Here is a 14284-nt window from a genome sequence, read left to right on the forward strand (position 1 = left end):
GCTACTCCCGCGCGGTGGCCGTGTTGCTCATGTCCGGGTAGCGGTCCCCCGCCACCTGGCCCGCGATGGGCTCCAGCAGCTCCAGCTCCTGCTCGGTCAGCGAGAGCCGGGTCGCCGCCACGTTCTCCAGCAGACGGCTCCGCTTGCGCGTACCGGGGATCGGCACCACGGTCAGGCCGTGCACCTGGGCCCGCTGCTGCACCCAGGCCAGGGCGACCTGCGCGGCCGTCACGCCGTGCGCCGCCGCGATCTTGTGCACCGGCTCCAGCAGCGCGGCGTTGGTCTTCGCGTTCTCCCCGGTGAAGCGCGGCTGGTGCTTGCGGAAGTCGTCCTCCCCCAGGTCCTTGGCCGCGTCCGCGAACGCCCCGGTCAGGAAGCCGCGGCCGAGGGGCGAGTACGGCACGAGGGTCACCCCGAGCTCGACGGCCGCGGGCACGGCGCTGCGCTCCACGTCCCGGCTGAAGAGCGACCACTCGGACTGCAGGGCCGCGATCGGGTGCACGGCGTGCGCCTCGCGGAGCTCGTCCCCGGTCACCTCGCTCAGCCCGAGCTGCTTGACCTTGCCCTGCTGTACGAGCTCGGCCATCGCACCCACCGATTCGGCGAACGGGACGAGCGGGTCGCGGCGGTGCATGTAGTAGAGGTCGATGACATCGGTGCCCAGCCGGCGCAGGCTGGCCTCCACGGCCTGGCGGATGTACGCGGGGTCGTTGCGCACACCCCGGTAGTGCGGGTCGTCGTCCCTCCGCTCGATGGCGAATTTGGTCGCCAGCGTGATCTCGTCGCGGTGCGCCCCGACGAACGGCGCGAGGAACGTCTCGTTGGCACCGCTCCCGTAGATGTCCGCGGTGTCGAAGAGGGTGACGCCGGCCTGCAGCGCCGCCTCCAGGGTGTCCCGGGCGGCGGGCTCATCGGTGGTTCCGTAGAACTCGCTGATCCCCATGCAGCCGAGCCCCTGCACACCGACCTGCGGGCCTCCGTCGGCGAGCTGTACGGTCGCGATCTTTCCGGTCTCACTCATATCGTCAGGCCCTTTCCGATTCCGACGCCGCGCGGGCGCCGCCATAAAAGTCGATCTTGAAGTCGAGCACGGCGAGGGTCCCCTGGAGTTCCGCGATCCGTGTCTTCACGTCGCGACGGGTCGCCTCCAGCAGTTCCTGCCGCTCGGCGAAGGTGTGGTCGCCCTCCCTGAGCAGTTCCGCGTACCGGACCATGTCGGCGACCGGCATTCCGGTCAGCCTCAGCTTGCCGACGAAGGTCAGCCAGTCCAGGTCGCGGTTGCTGAAGCGGCGTTGGCCCGTGTGGGAGCGGTCGACGTGCGGCATCAGGCCGATCCGCTCGTACCAGCGCAGCGTGTGGGCGGTGAGCCCGCAGAACGCGACGACCTCGCTGATGGTGTAGTGGTCCTGGCCCTCGGGGCGTGGATGCGCCTTCGGGGCGGAAGCGCGGGTGTCCGTCCGTGCGGAACTGCTCTCCATCACCGTCATGGCCTCCACGCTAGAACGTTGGAGTGCACTCCAAGCAAGCGTAATCGGGTCGCGACCCCGGATTCGGCTCCCGTTAGGCTCATACGCATGCAGAGCCTGGCGATGATCGAGAACTGGCCCGTCCCCACCGCGGCAGCCGCCGTCGTCACCTCGGACGGCACGCTCCTGGGTACCCATGGTCCCACCGCGCACCGCTTCCCGCTGGCCTCGGTGACCAAGCCGCTGGCGGCCTACGCGGCTCTGGTGGCGTACGAGGAGGGCGCCGTCGAGCTGGACGAGCCGGCCGGCCCCGAGGGCTCGACCGTCCGCCACCTCCTCGCGCACACCAGCGGCCTCGCCTTCGACGAACACCGGGTCACCGCGCCTCCCGGCACCCGCAGGCTGTATTCCAACGCCGGCTTCGAGGTGCTCGGCGACCACATCGCGAAGGCCACGGAGATCCCGTTCGCCGAGTACGCCCGCCAGGCCGTCCTGGAACCCCTGGGCATGACGTCGACGACCCTGGAGGGCTCCCCGGCCAAGGACGGCGTCTCGACCGTGGACGACCTCGTGCGCTTCGCGGCGGAGGTGCAGGCCCCGCGCCTCCTCGACCCGCGTACGGTCCTGGAGGCGCAGACCGTCGTACATCCCGGCCTGAAGGGCGTGCTCCCCGGTTACGGTCACCAGAACCCGAACGACTGGGGGCTCGGCTTCGAGATCCGCGACTCCAAGTCACCGCACTGGACCGGGCTCTCCTCATCCCCCGCCACCTTCGGCCACTTCGGCCAGTCCGGCACGTTCCTCTGGATCGACCCGGCGGCGGGCGCGGCCTGCGTCGCGCTGACGGACCGGGCCTTCGGACCGTGGGCGGCCGAGGTCTGGACGCCGTTCACCGACGCGGTGCTCGCGGAGCTCGCCGCGTCCCGCTGAGCGCACTCGAACCACACCGTCTTCCCGCACCCGTCGCGGCGCTCCTCCACGCCCCACTTGTCGGCGACGGCGTCCACCAGGAGCAGCCCCCGGCCGCCCTCGTCGAGCACGTCCCCGTCGACGGGGCGGGGCAGCCGGGGGCACGCGTCCGCGACCTCGACGCGCACGCCCCCGGCGGGGAGCAGGAAGATGAGGGTCTGGCAGCGCCGGCCGGGAACATGCCGTACGACGTTGGCGATCAGCTCGGTGAGGGCGAGCTCCGCCGCGTCCGCCACATCGAGCAGGCCCCAGCGGGTGAGGTAGATCCGCAGGATGCGGCGCAGATGACGGGCCGAGTGCGCGCCCATCGCGAGATCGGCACGGTAGACCGCTTCCATGTCACCGGTCCGGGTGCCGGATACGTGATTCATGTCACCAGGATGCAGCGGGTTGATTACTCTCGGCTACGACTTGGAACAAACGCCGCCAGGCGTTGGAGCGAGAGGCACCCTCCGTGGCCCATGTGCAGTCACTCGACCCGAGCGCATCCCCCTTGGACTTCTACGGCTGGGAGCTGCGCCGCCGACGGGAGGCCGTCGGCCTCAAGCAGGGCCAGCTCGGCGAGATCATCTTCTGCACGGGTTCACTGATCGGCCAGATCGAGACGACGAAGAAGGTCCCGACCCGCGACTTCTCGGAGCGCCTGGACGCCGCGCTCGGCACGGACGGGGTGTTCTCACGGCTGGTCGGCCTGGTCCTGCGGAGCCAACTGCCGACGTGGTTCCAGGCGTACGCGGACATGGAGGCGCGGGCGACGTACATCTCCACGTACCAGGCGCAGTTGGTGTACGGGCTGTTGCAGACGGAGGAGTACGCGCGAGCGGTCCTGGCCACCGGTATGCCCGACGACCTGGAGGGCCTGGTCGCGGCCAGGATGGAACGCCAGCGGATCCTGGAGCGTGAGCAGCCGCCGCTGGCCTGGGCGATCCTGGACGAGGCGGTGCTGCACCGGCCGATCGGCGGGCGCGAGGTCATGCGGAACCAACTGGCGCGCTTGTTGGAGTTCACGAGGCACCGGTGGATGCGGATCCAGGTGCTGCCGTTCTTGACGGGTGAACACACGAGCCTGGCCGGGTCGTTCACTGCGATGCGGTTCGCCAACGACCCGGACATCGTCTACACAGAAGACCTCATTTCCGGCCACATGACGGCCAACCCCGAAACCACGAGAGAGGCCGCGCGCCGCTACGCTCACTTGCAGGCCGCAGCCCTCTCCGTCGAGGATTCCGCGGCGCTGATCGCCCGTGTGATGGAGGAGCGTTATGGCAACCAGCCCGAACCTGAAGAGCACGCCGTGGCGTAAGTCCAGCTACAGCGGAAACACCGGCGGCGAATGCGTCGAGTGCACCGTCACCGGCGGCGCCGCCTGGCGGAAGTCCTCGTACAGCGGCAGCACCGGCGGTGATTGCGTAGAGGTCGCCGACGGCTGCTCCGCATCCGTCCCCGTCCGCGACAGCAAGAACCCCGCCGGCCCCGTGATCGTCATGAGCACCGACGCCTGGCAGGCCTTCGTGGACGGGCTCCGCTGACACCCGCCGGTCACTCGTCCAGGGGGACCCAGGCGGGGCCCTCGCCGGTCCGTCGGACGTGCCCGAACGGTACGTCGGCGAAGTGGATACCGAAGCCGATCGTGTCGGAATCCTCCAACTCGGCCACGAGAGCACGCCGATGGTCGGCGGCGCGGGCCGGGTCGTGGTCGAACGCGGACGACCATTCGGGATGACCCACCTGGACCGGCGAGTGCAGGGCGTCACCGAAGGCGATCAGCCGGCGGCCGCCCGAGGTGATGACGAACTCGGCGTGGCCCGCCGTGTGACCGACGGCGATCCGGACCCGTACGCCTGGGAAGATCTCCTTCCCGTCGGCCACGGTGCGGACGCGCGGAGCCAGACCGTCGACCTCCTTTGCCATGCCCTGCTCCTCCAGCAGGGCACGCTCGGCCCACTCCGGCTCGGCCACGAGATACTCGGCTTGGGCCAACGCGGGCCGGGACTCCCCCTGGGCGGGAAGCCAGGCCCAGCCGATGTGGTCGGGGTGCAGATGGCTGAAGGCCACTGCCTCGATCTCCTCCGGCCTGCGGCCGAGTTGGGCCAGACTGTCCAGGAGCGCGCCTCCGTGAATGGCGCCGCGTGGACCGGTCGGATCGGCCTCCAGCGCCTGTGGCCCGAACCCTGCGTCGATCAGGAGTGCGCGGTCACCGTTCTCCACGAGCAGGCCTCCCAGGCTCCCCGCGAGAGTGCCGGACGCGTCCAGGAGCTCAGGGTGCGCGGCCCACACGTCGTCGCTGGTGTCGGGGAGCAGCGCACGCGGCCTGAGCCGCACGACACCGTCCGGGACCACCGACACTTTCGTCTCCCCGAGCCACACCGAGCGAACAACGCCCGCCCGCCGGAACCGCTCGATCTCGTCAACTGCCTTACCACTCATGACCCTTGCCCCTCCCACTTGGCGACGACCCCAACCATAAACATCAAGCTAGAATCATGCAAGCTTGAAATATACTGTCTTGATGGAATCGCCTATGATGCGTCCATGACGACATCACCGGACGCGCACGCCATCGCCGAGCGGGAGCTGTGCGGCCTGGTGAGCGGACTGGCCCAGCAGATCGCCGATCACGTACGCACGCGCGCCGTACCCCTGGGTCTCACTGCGGCCCAGGCCACCGCCCTGCGCGAGATGACCGGCCCGATGTCCATGCGCGAGCTAGCCGAACGCATGAGCTGCGAGCCCTCCAACGCGACGTTCGTCGCCGACAAGCTGGAGAAGCAGGGGCTGGTCGAGCGCCGCGCGCACCCCACGGACCGCAGGGCCAAGCACCTGGTGCTCACCCCCGAAGGCGGCGACCTCCGCGAGCGGCTCCTCGAATCCCTCGCCGAGGACTCACCGCTGGCCGGACTCACCGTGGAGCAGCAACGCGCCCTCAAGGGCCTGCTCGAACAGGCTGTCCTCCATCGCTGAGAGCGGATGTGCAGCCGGAAACATCGCGGTGCACCCGCGCCCGAACGCCGGTACCGTGCAGGCGTGTCCGCCTCCGCGCCCCCTGTCCTGTTCCTCGATGTCGATGGTCCGCTGATCCCGTTCGGCGCGACCCGGGAGCAACTCCCGGACGGATATCCCACCTTCGGCGAGAGCGGCCCGAATCCGCTGATCGCGAGAATCGATCCCGACCACGGACGCCGGCTGAGGGCGTTGCCGTGCGAGCTGGTGTGGGCCACGACGTGGATGTCCGACGCGAACGAGTGCGTCGCGCCGTGGCTCGGTCTGCCCGAACTCCCCGTCGTGACCTGGCCGGAGCCGTCCCACGCGGGCGGGACGTCCGGGCTCCACTGGAAGACTCCGGCCCTCGTCCGGTGGGCCGCCGGGCGCCCCTTCGCGTGGGTCGACGACGAGATCGCCGAGGCCGACCGCGCCTGGGTGGAGGCACACCATCCGGGGCGGGCACTCCTCCACCGCGTCGAGGCCTGGCGCGGCCTCACCGGCGCGGACTTCGCCGTACTGGAAGCGTGGCTGGGGCGCTTCCCGGACTGATCCCGCTGGTCAGGCCCGGCAGACCGGCCGTGCGCGGGCTCCGATAGGTTCGACGGCTATGCGATCGAACTATTACGACATGGACTTCCGGGACCGGGCAGGGAAGACCCGCACCTGGGGCCTGGTCCTGCTGGCCCTGGCCGCGATCCTCTGGATCTGGTGCGCCATGCTGCTGATGCTTCCGTACGAGGCCGACACCACCGACTGCAAGGCCCCGCTGTTCACGGAGAGGGGCACGGCCAACACGGGCGAGGCCGGCAGTGACTGCGCGAAGGAACGCGACTGGCCCGAGGTCCTGGCCGTGCTCGGGGCCTCCGTACCGGTCTCGGTCGTCGGCGGATCACTCTTCGCGATCGGCACGGTCTCGCGCCGGATGAGCGCCCACGCCCAGGCCATACGTGAACTGGACGAACTGGCGGAGAAGCCGAAGAGTTAGGGCGCCCACGGCCGCAGTTTCTCCGGGTTGCGGACCACCCAGATCCGGGTGACGCGGCCGTCGGCGACGTCGAACGAGGCCACGGTCATGACGGCGCCGGCACGCCTGGCCACCAGGCCCGGCGCCCCGTTGACCGACCGCTCGACGAGTTCGAGCCCCGGAGCCATGTCGGCGATGGCGACCATGTACTGGGCGATGCGGGCACCGCCTTCGACCGGGCGCAGGACCGTGCCCACCATGCCGCCACCGTCGGCCGTCATCACGGCGGCCGGGTCGAGAAGGTCGACGAGAGCCGCGATGTTCTTGGTCTCCCACGCCTCCTTCACCTGCCGTACCGCGTCGGCCTGCCCCGCCCCCGTCACCGGTTCCCGCTCTCCGCGCACCCGCCGCCGGGCGGAGGCCGCGAGCTGTTTGCAGGCCGCGGGGGTCCGGTCGAGGATGCCGCCGATCTCGGCGAAGCGGTAGCGGAAGACGTCGTGCAGGACGAACGCCACCCGCTCGGCCGGGGTCATCGACTCCAGGACGACGAGGAAGGCCATCGTCACCGATTCGTCCAGGACCATCTGGTCGGCGGGGTCGGTGCCGTGGCCGTGGTCCCATTCGGCCCGGGTGGGCAGCGGATCGGGCAGCCACGCCCCGACGTAGTGTTCACGCCGGGCGCGTGCCGAGCCGAGCACGTCCAGGCAGATGCGGCCGGTCACCGTCGTCAGCCACGCCCCTGGGGACACGATCTCGTCCCGCCGGCTTCGCGGCAGCGCGTACCAGCGTGCGTAGGCCTCCTGCACGGCGTCCTCGGACTCGGCCAGCGAACCGAGCAACCGATAGGCGACATTGATCAGCTGGCGCCGCTCGCCGGCTACCTCGTCGGCACTCGTCCCCGCCGTCCCCATGCCCCGGCCGCCCCCTCGCCTTACCTTTCGCGGGCCCGCGTCGTCGGGCTGGTGAGACCTTATCGATCTACTGCCCCCAGGGCGGGAAAAGGGGACCGATCCATGGCAACCCAGGCGACGGCACAGCACCGCTTCTCGTTTCTGCGGATCGCGATCACCCTGCAGACCCTGACCATCTTCCTTCAGGCGGTCTCCGCCGGACTGCTGCTGACCGCGTCCTACGGGGAGACCCTGCACAGCGTCGGGGCCCGCGTCATGTACGGGGCGTCGATGCTGTATCTGCTCGCGGCGGTGCTGGCGTGGAAGCCGGGCGGCGGCTCGCTCCGGCCCGTTCTGCACGCGACCGGCTTCCTGGTCCTCGCCTCGGCCCAGGTCGTGCTCGGCATCGCGCACATACCGTCGGTCCACCTCCCCCTGGGCGTGCTGATGTTCGGGCTGAGCATGCTGGCGCTGGCACGGCGCTGACCCCGGGGCCGGGGCACGCGCCGTCTCTCACGACGGCGCGACGACCGCTAGCGCGCCCCGCGCAGCCGTACCGTCCGGCCAGGTCCATCCGGCGACGAGGCCTCCGGGAGGCGCCTGCTCGGCCTCCGTGGGCCGCAGGACGCGGTTGACCCGGACGTCGTGGCCGTCGTCGGGGCCGGCTCCGTGCACCGTGACGGTCGGGTCGGGGGTATCGCTCCGGGTCAGGTGCTGCGGCATCGTGTCGCCGCGCAGGAGCGCATGCAACTGCGCCGTCACGACCGGGTCGTGGACACCGTCGTAGATCCACCGGGTGCCGAGCACCCCGTGCTCGGAGGTACCGATCAGCGCCTCGGCCGGGGCGCGTTCCAGCACCTCGCCCCGGTAGCCCAGCGGGACCGCGTACGCCACGCGGTCCGGCGCGGTGGTGTCCACCACGACCATGAACTCGATCCCGACGGCGCCCCCCGGGTCGTCCAGGCGGAAACCACCGACCCGGGCCAGTTCCGGCGTCTCCGTTTCGCCGACGTACCAGTCCTGCCGGGGCAGCCAGCCGGTGAGCAGCTCCAGCTTGGTGGGCGCCATGGTGGTGCGGTGGACAACGGCCATGCGAACTCCCTCAGATCACGTAGGTCCACATCCTCCCCGCTGTCCGCGGGCGGTCACGTACCGGTGGAACCACGAGGTGTGGCGCGGGTGAAGAGATTGTGCCGCCGATGATGTTCAAGGGGCGCCGGGTCACGGGTCTGTCCCAGCAGCCGGCACCCACGGCCAGGCGTCCGGAAACCGCCGGCGGGTGCATGACGACGCACCGCTCCCCGGGGCGCCCGGGCCCCATTTCACGGGCCTGGCAGCGCTGCGCGACCCGGGGCCCCGGGCGGTGCGCGACCGGCGGCCGCACCCCGCCCCGCGCAGTCGCGTGTAACGGGCATGTATTAGGCGGCGGCCGGGAGGAACGGCCCAGGGGCCGCTGCGGGTCTTGATGATCAGCAACGCTCGCTCGCACCGGGCGGACGGCACCGACCGCAAGGAAGAAACGATGCGCACCAAGAACCTCACCCTCGCCGCTCTGGTCCTCACCGCGGGTCTCTCGCTCACCGCCTGCCAGGGGAACGAGGGCTCCGCCGCCACCACCAGCGACTCGGGATCCTCGGCCGCCTCGTCCTCGTCCGAGGCCTCCGGAACCTCTGGGGGCAGCGGCGACTCCGACGAGAACACCTCGACCAGCGGTGGCGACTCGACCACGACGTCCGCCGCCGGCAGCGGCAACGGGCAGATCACCACCGGCACCTGCAGGACGGCGGACCTCGACTTCGACACCTCCCCCGGCATGGGTGAGGGAACCCTCCTGGTCAGTCTCACGAACACGGGTGGCGACACCTGCTCGCTCAAGGGCTTCCCGGGAGTCGACCTCAGGTCCCAGGACGCCTCCGGGCCCCTCAGCGCCAAGCGCAGCGACCTCGCCGCCCCGGCCGTCGCCATCGGCCCCGGCGAGGCCACCCGCTTCACCCTGCACTACCCGCAGGCCGAGGGCACGGGCGCGTACGTCAGCGCCATCGAAATCACCCCGCCCAACGAGACCCACTCCAAGGCCCTGTCGGTCTCCCTCCGCCTCCAGATCGCCGACGGCGCCGACCAGAAGGTCGTGGTCGACCCCGTCGGCACCGGCAAGCAGTGACGTCCGCGACGGACCGACCACCGCTGACAGCACCCCTGTTGTCCACCGGTCGGTGGACACGAGGTTCAACCGGGAGGTCGTGTCGGGGGCAGTCCCCCTCCGGCCAGGCTTTCCGGCATGAGACAACTACCTGTACGCATGGCCCGATGGAGTGCCCGGCACGCCGGGCGGGCGATCGCCGGGTGGTTCGCCTTCGTCGTCCTGTGCCTCGGCGCCGGCATCGCGATGGGAACCGACCAGGCCACCACCGAGGACTTCTGGGTCGGTGAGGCGGGACGCGCCGAGGCGATGGCCACCGAGGGCGGCCTGGAGCGCTCCCCCACCGAGCGCATCATGATCCGGGCCAGGTCGGGGCAGCTGGACATGGCAGCCGCCGGCGCGGCGGCCCAGGACGTGACCGCGCGGATGCGCGACCTGCCCGAGGTGGAAAGCGTGGCCGCTCCCGTCCGCTCGGAGGACGGCGAGGTCCTGCTGGTCTCGGTGGTCCTGAACGGCCCCGAGCTGGAGGGGAAGAAGAACGTCGTACCGCTCCTGGAGCAGACGGCGGCGGTGGGCGCCGACCACCCGGACCTGGTGGTGGAGGAGACCGGGTCTCCCGCGATCAGCAAGGGCGTCAACGACCAGCGCGGTGAGGATCTCGCACTCTCCGAACGCATCAGTCTGCCCGTCACCGTCATCACCCTGCTGATCGTGTTCGGCTCGGTGACCATGGCGGGCGTGCCGTTGCTTCTGGCGCTCTCCTCGATCGCCGCGGCGATGGGGCTGTCCATGGTCGCCTCGCACGTCATGCCCGACGCCGGCGTCGGGATGAACCTCATCCTGCTCATCGGCCTGGCGGTGGGCGTCGACTACACGCTCTTCTACCTGAAGCGTGAACGTGAGGAACGGGCACGCGCGGGCGGGCGGCTCAGCTCGGAAGCGCTCGTGGAGCTGGCCGCGGCGACGGCGGGCCGGGCCATCGTGGTCTCGGGGCTCGCCGTGATCGTCTCCACCGCCACCCTGTATCTGGCCACGGACGTCATCTTCTCCTCGCTGGCGACCGGGACCATCCTCGTCGTGGCCGTCGCCGTGGCCAGCTCGCTCACCGTGCTCCCCGCGCTGCTGGTCACGATAGGCCGCCGTACGGAACGTCTCGCCCCCCGGAGAGCCGCCCGCCGGGCGAAGCGCGGCAAGCCGGCCCGGGCCGGGAAGCCGGAGACCGGGCGGGTGTTCGGCGCCCTTCTGCGCCCCGCCCGGACCCGGCCCGCCCTCACCCTGTGCCTGTCGGTCCTCGTCATGCTCGGCCTGGCGGCACCCGCGCTCGGCCTGAAGCTCGTCGACCCGGGCAAGGACACCTTCTCCCGCGACATCCCTGCCATGCAGGTCTACGACCGGCTGACCGGGAGCTTCCCCGAACTCTTCGTCACGCACGAGGTCGTCAGCCGCTCCACCCCGGAGCGGGCCGCGGAGGTGAAGCAGGCGCTGGTGGACCTCGGCCGGCGCGTCCAGGCGGATCCGCTGTTCACGGAGCGGGCGGAGGACGCGGAGCCCACGGTGCGTACGTCGACAGACGGCCGGATCAGCGTGCTGGAACTCTCGGTCCCCCACCCCGCGCCCTCCGCCGAGGCGATCGAATCGCTCGGACACCTCCGCCAGGACCACATCCCCGCGACCGTCGGCCAACTGTCCGGCGTGGAGACGGGGGTGAGCGGCGACGTGGCCCGGGGCCGCGACTACGTGACCCACGAGAGCGACAAGCTTCCGCTGGTCCTCGGGTTCCTGCTGCTGATGACCTTCCTGATGACCGTGTGGGCGTTCCGCTCGGTGGTCATCGGCGCCATCGGCGTCGTGCTCAACCTGCTGTCCGCCGGCGCCTCGCTCGGCATGCTCGTCCTCGTCTTCCAGGGGACATGGGCGGAGGGCCTGCTGGCCTTCGACTCCCTCGGGGCGATCGCGTCCAGGGTGCCGCTGTTCCTCGTCGTGATCCTCTTCGGCCTGTCGATGGACTACCAGGTGTTCGTGGTCAGCCGGATCCAGGAGGCCGGACAGAACGGCTTGTCCGCCCGGGAGGCGGTGCTGGAGGGCATCAACCGGTCGGCCAAGGTGGTGACCAGCGCGGCGATCGTGATGGTGACGGTGTTCGGCGCGTTCGTGGCCCTGCACCTCACCGAGATGAAGCAGATGGGCTTCTGCCTGGCCGTGGCCGTCCTGCTGGACGCCGTGGTCATCCGGCTCATGGTCCTCCCGTCGGTGCTGCTGCTCCTCGGCGAACGCGCCTGGTGGCCGGGGCGCCCCGGACGGACGGAGCGGTCCCAGGAGCCTGTTGCCGGTCAGCCGGCGGAAGTAGGCTGACGCGGTGAAGCAACGGCCGCAGCCCGAAACCGAGTTGGACGTACCGTCGCTGCACCGGTGGAACGCCGTGTTCTGGGTGCTGCTGGGCGTGGTCCCTCCGGCCATCGCGGTCGCCGACGCACCCGGCGCGACGAGGTATCCGGTACTGGTGCTGCTGGTCGTGCTCGCCCTGTCGTACGGCGCGGTGGGGCTGTTCCCCGGCAGCCCCGTCCTGCGCCCCCGCCCCTACCTGTACGTCCTCGTCGTGGGCCTGGGCGCGATGTCGTACCTCCTGGACGGCGGCGCGGCGCTCTTCGTGGTGACGCTGCCGCACTTCTGGATCTACACCACGAGCGCGCGTGCCGCGATCGCCCTCAGCGGGGCCGCCGCGGCGGGGGTCGTGGCCGGCAACGTCCTACGCCAGGGCTGGGACGGGGAGTTCTTCACCGGCAACGTGATCTTCACGGTCATCGGCTACGCGGCCGGCGTGCTGATCGGGCTGGGCGTACGCCGCATCACCGAGGACGCCGACGCGCGGGCCCGCCGGCTGAACGCCGAACTGGAGGACGCCCGGCTCCGGCTGGTCGAGGCGCACCACCGCCAGGGGGCGGCGGACGAGCGCGAGCGTCTCGCGAGGGAGATCCACGACACGCTCGCCCAGGGGTTCGCGTCCATCATCGTGCTCGCGGAAGCGGCCAGATCCGGCCTGGAGACCGACCCGGGCCGGAGCGGGAAGCAACTGCTCGCGATCGAGAACACCGCCCGCGAGAACCTGGCCGAGGCGCGCGTCCTCGTCGGTTCCGCCCCGCGCAGCGGTGTCGCCGCCGGCTCGGTGGCGGACACCCTGCGCCGGACCCTGGACCGCTTCACCGAGGACACCGGGATCGGCGTCGTCTCCGAACTGCCGGACGTCGCCTGCGACCAGCAGACCCGGATCGCCCTCCTGCGCTGCACCCAGGAGTCCCTCGCCAACATCCGCAAGCACGCGGCGGCCTCCGCCGTGGAGGTGGTCCTCACCGCGCAGCCGTACGGGGTGGAGCTGGAGATCACCGACGACGGCCGCGGCTTCGTGGCGGAGGACTCCCACGGCTTCGGGCTGCACGGGATGCGCAAGCGGCTGGCCGAGCTCGGCGGCGAGCTCACCGTCACCAGCTCGGTCGGCGACGGCACGCGCGTCCTGGCCATGATTCCCACCGACGGACAGGGCTGAGATGACGCAAGGGGCGGCGGAGAAGAGGCTCCGGATCATCGTGGCGGACGACCATACGGTGATGCGCGCCGGGGTCGTCGCCCTGCTGGCCGACGAACCCACCATCGAGATCGTCGGCGAGGCCGAGGACGGCCGGGCGGCCGTCGGGCTCGTCGAACGGCTGGAGCCCGACGTGGCGCTGATGGATCTGCGGATGCCCGTCCTCGACGGGACGAGCGCCACCACGGAGATCGTCGCCGGGCCCGCCCGGACCCGGGTGCTGATCCTGACCACGTACGAGACCGACGCGGAGATCGAGCGCGCGGTCGAGGCCGGCGCCATCGGCTACCTGCTCAAGGACGCCACCCGCGAGCAGCTGGTGGACGCCGTCCACTCCGCGTCCCGGGGCGAGACGGTGCTGGCTCCGCGCGTCGCGGCGCGGCTGGTGGCCCGGATGCGGATGCCGGCCCCGGTGACGCTGACGAGACGGGAGGTGGACGTGCTGGGCGCGGTGGCGGACGGGCTGTCCAACGTGGAGATCGGCCGCCGGCTGGTCATCACGGAGGCCACGGTGAAGACGCATCTGCTGCGGGTCTTCGCCAAACTGGACGTCGGCGACCGCACGCACGCGGTGGTCAGGGCACTCGAACTCGGGCTGCTGGAGAGGCCGTAGCCTCACACCTCGGCGAGCTCCCAGAGCAGCGTCTCGGCCGGTTCCAGCGCCTCCAGCTCCAGCCCCCGGGACTCCGTGATCCGGGCCGAGTCGCCCGGCCCCAGCTCCTCGCCCGCGAGGAGCACGCGGCCCCGCACGACGTGGACGTAGACACCCGCCGCGTCGGGCACGGCGGTCCGCTCTCCCGCGGCCTGCCTGCGCACATGGAGCATGGCGCCCGCCTCGGGGAGGGCGTAGGGGGTGGAATCGGCGATCCCGGCGACGTGCGTGTAGGAGGGCTCCCCACCGGCCCGCAGAGGGGCCAGCCACATCTGGATGAACGTCAGCGGGTGTTCCCCGTCGTTGCGCTCGACATGCCGCACCCCGGCGGCCGAGCTGAGGTGCTGGACGTCCCCGGCCCGTACGACGGTGGCGCGGGAGGCCGAGTCGCGGTGGGTGAGTTCGCCCTCCACCACCCAGGTGACGATCTCGGTGTGGCTGTGCGGATGCTCGTCGAAGCCGGCGCCCGGGGCGAGACGCTCCTCGTTGCAGGCCAGGATCGGCCCGAAGCGCAGATTGTCCGGGTCGTAGAACCGCCCGAAGGAGAATGCGTGCAGCGTCTCGATGCCCGCGGAGTCACCCGTGGCCGGGTCTCCGCCGCGGAACCGGTCCCCGGAGCGGCGTACGTACATCACGCCACC

17 protein-coding genes and 1 pseudogene are annotated in these 14284 nt (G+C 71.1%); 11 read left to right on the forward strand and 7 right to left on the reverse strand.

Annotation, left to right across the window (positions count from 1 at the left end; translation table 11 throughout):
- Position 1: 1 nt before the first annotated feature.
- Complete coding sequence (locus OG379_RS12430) at positions 2–1021, reverse strand: aldo/keto reductase (RefSeq protein WP_393761666.1); 1020 nt, start codon at positions 1019–1021, stop codon at positions 2–4.
- A 4-nt stretch (positions 1022–1025) separates the two neighbouring features.
- Positions 1026–1487 (reverse strand): MerR family transcriptional regulator, encoded by a 462-nt coding sequence (locus OG379_RS12435; RefSeq protein ID WP_393761668.1) that lies wholly within the window; start codon positions 1485–1487, stop codon positions 1026–1028.
- 87 nt (positions 1488–1574) lie between these two features.
- Between OG379_RS12435 and OG379_RS12440 the strand changes: the two genes are divergently transcribed.
- Positions 1575–2396: a serine hydrolase domain-containing protein gene (locus OG379_RS12440; RefSeq protein ID WP_405662099.1), complete on the forward strand. Its 822-nt coding sequence runs from the start codon at positions 1575–1577 to the stop codon at positions 2394–2396.
- 2 nt (positions 2397–2398) lie between these two features.
- Here the strand turns inward: OG379_RS12440 and OG379_RS12445 are convergent.
- Positions 2399–2806 (reverse strand): annotated as a pseudogene (locus OG379_RS12445) (ATP-binding protein); the annotation flags it as partial.
- Between the two features lie 83 nt (positions 2807–2889).
- Here OG379_RS12445 and OG379_RS12450 point away from each other — a divergent pair.
- The gene (locus OG379_RS12450; protein ID WP_405662100.1) at positions 2890–3738 is read left to right on the forward strand and encodes a helix-turn-helix domain-containing protein; all 849 of its coding nucleotides are present in this window, start codon (positions 2890–2892) and stop codon (positions 3736–3738) included.
- The gene (locus tag OG379_RS12455) at positions 3698–3964 is read left to right on the forward strand and encodes a DUF397 domain-containing protein (RefSeq protein ID WP_405662102.1); all 267 of its coding nucleotides are present in this window, start codon (positions 3698–3700) and stop codon (positions 3962–3964) included. Before OG379_RS12450 ends, OG379_RS12455 begins: the two co-directional genes overlap by 41 nt.
- Positions 3965–3974: 10 nt before the next feature.
- Here OG379_RS12455 and OG379_RS12460 read toward each other — a convergent pair whose 3' ends face one another.
- Complete coding sequence (locus OG379_RS12460; protein WP_405662104.1) at positions 3975–4862, reverse strand: MBL fold metallo-hydrolase; 888 nt, start codon at positions 4860–4862, stop codon at positions 3975–3977.
- A gap of 105 nt (positions 4863–4967) precedes the next feature.
- On the opposite strand from OG379_RS12460, the gene OG379_RS12465 reads away from it, so the two are divergent.
- From OG379_RS12465 to OG379_RS12475, 3 genes are read left to right on the forward strand one after another with little or no spacing between them, the layout of a single operon-like run.
- A complete protein-coding gene (locus OG379_RS12465; RefSeq protein ID WP_405662106.1) occupies positions 4968–5396 on the forward strand; it encodes a MarR family winged helix-turn-helix transcriptional regulator in 429 nt (142 codons plus the stop codon).
- 6 nt (positions 5397–5402) lie between these two features.
- Positions 5403–5966, forward strand: a complete 564-nt coding sequence (locus OG379_RS12470; RefSeq protein WP_405662109.1) for an HAD domain-containing protein — start codon at positions 5403–5405, stop codon at positions 5964–5966.
- 58 nt (positions 5967–6024) lie between these two features.
- Positions 6025–6402: a hypothetical protein gene (locus OG379_RS12475; protein ID WP_405662112.1), complete on the forward strand. Its 378-nt coding sequence runs from the start codon at positions 6025–6027 to the stop codon at positions 6400–6402.
- On the opposite strand, the gene sigJ is transcribed toward OG379_RS12475, so the two are convergent.
- A complete protein-coding gene (sigJ, locus tag OG379_RS12480; protein ID WP_405662114.1) occupies positions 6399–7292 on the reverse strand; it encodes an RNA polymerase sigma factor SigJ in 894 nt (297 codons plus the stop codon). The genes OG379_RS12475 and sigJ overlap by 4 nt on opposite strands.
- A gap of 102 nt (positions 7293–7394) precedes the next feature.
- Here sigJ and OG379_RS12485 point away from each other — a divergent pair, with 102 nt between their 5' ends.
- Positions 7395–7757, forward strand: coding sequence for a hypothetical protein (locus tag OG379_RS12485; RefSeq protein ID WP_405662117.1), 363 nt, complete (start codon positions 7395–7397; stop codon positions 7755–7757).
- 27 nt (positions 7758–7784) lie between these two features.
- Here OG379_RS12485 and OG379_RS12490 read toward each other — a convergent pair whose 3' ends face one another.
- Positions 7785–8363, reverse strand: coding sequence for a maltokinase N-terminal cap-like domain-containing protein (locus OG379_RS12490; protein WP_405662119.1), 579 nt, complete (start codon positions 8361–8363; stop codon positions 7785–7787).
- Between the two features lie 430 nt (positions 8364–8793).
- On the opposite strand from OG379_RS12490, the gene OG379_RS12495 reads away from it, so the two are divergent.
- The 4 genes from OG379_RS12495 (at position 8794) to OG379_RS12510 (ending at position 13604) form a co-directional block, all read left to right on the forward strand.
- Positions 8794–9432, forward strand: a complete 639-nt coding sequence (locus OG379_RS12495; protein ID WP_405662121.1) for a DUF4232 domain-containing protein — start codon at positions 8794–8796, stop codon at positions 9430–9432.
- 117 nt (positions 9433–9549) lie between these two features.
- The gene (locus OG379_RS12500) at positions 9550–11763 is read left to right on the forward strand and encodes an MMPL family transporter (RefSeq protein WP_405662123.1); all 2214 of its coding nucleotides are present in this window, start codon (positions 9550–9552) and stop codon (positions 11761–11763) included.
- A gap of 4 nt (positions 11764–11767) precedes the next feature.
- Entirely contained in the window at positions 11768–12952 is a 1185-nt protein-coding gene (locus OG379_RS12505) for a sensor histidine kinase (protein WP_405662126.1), read from the forward strand.
- Position 12953: 1 nt separating this feature from the next.
- The gene (locus OG379_RS12510; RefSeq protein ID WP_405662127.1) at positions 12954–13604 is read left to right on the forward strand and encodes a response regulator; all 651 of its coding nucleotides are present in this window, start codon (positions 12954–12956) and stop codon (positions 13602–13604) included.
- Between the two features lie 2 nt (positions 13605–13606).
- On the opposite strand, the gene OG379_RS12515 is transcribed toward OG379_RS12510, so the two are convergent.
- The gene (locus tag OG379_RS12515; protein ID WP_405668489.1) at positions 13607–14275 is read right to left on the reverse strand and encodes a pirin family protein; all 669 of its coding nucleotides are present in this window, start codon (positions 14273–14275) and stop codon (positions 13607–13609) included.
- Positions 14276–14284: the final 9 nt, after the last annotated feature.

The sequence above is a fragment of the Streptomyces sp. NBC_01166 genome, from assembly GCF_045039765.1.
Classification (GTDB): Bacteria; Actinomycetota; Actinomycetes; order Streptomycetales; family Streptomycetaceae; genus Streptomyces.